The sequence below is a fragment of the Spiribacter sp. SSL99 genome, assembly GCF_009805925.1.
GTDB classification, from domain to species: Bacteria; Pseudomonadota; Gammaproteobacteria; order Nitrococcales; family Nitrococcaceae; genus Spiribacter; species Spiribacter roseus.
On record NZ_MAOM01000010.1, the window covers coordinates 1 to 662 of the forward strand.

Consider the following 662-nt stretch of genomic DNA (forward strand, 5'->3'; position numbering starts at 1 on the left):
ACCGTGGCCAAGGCGAAATTTGAGCGCAGCAAGCCGCACGTAAACGTTGGCACGATTGGTCATGTTGACCATGGCAAGACGACGCTGACGGCGGCGATGACGAAGGTACTGGCGGCTGAGTACGGTGGGGTCGCCCAGGACTTCAGCCAGATTGACAATGCGCCGGAAGAGCGTGAGCGGGGTATTACGATTGCCACCGCGCATGTGGAGTACGAGACGCATGACCGGCACTACGCGCACGTGGACTGTCCGGGGCACGCGGACTATGTGAAGAACATGATCACCGGTGCCGCGCAGATGGACGGGGCGATTCTGGTGGTCTCGGCGGCGGATGGTCCGATGCCGCAGACGCGTGAGCACATTTTGCTGGCGCGCCAGGTGGGTGTGCCGTCGATTGTGGTGTTCCTGAACAAGGCGGACATGGTCGACGATGCCGAGCTGCTCGAGCTTGTTGAGATGGAAGTCCGTGAGCTGCTCTCGAGCTACGACTTCCCGGGCGATGATGTGCCGGTGATCACGGGCTCGGCGCTGAAGGCGCTCGAGGGGGATACCTCGGAGATGGGCTCGCAGGCGATCGTCAAGCTGGTGCAGGCGATGGACGAGTACATGCCGGAGCCGGAGCGGGCGGTGGACGGTGCGTTCCTGATGCCCATCGAGGATGT

At 62.7% G+C, this 662-nt stretch carries 1 protein-coding gene; it reads left to right on the top strand.

Features of this window, described 5'->3' with window-relative positions; all coding sequences use genetic code 11:
* Nucleotides 1–3: 3 nt before the first annotated feature.
* Nucleotides 4–662: GTP-binding protein (locus BA899_RS01810; RefSeq protein ID WP_159299555.1), on the top strand; the 659-nt coding region annotated here is incomplete at its 3' end.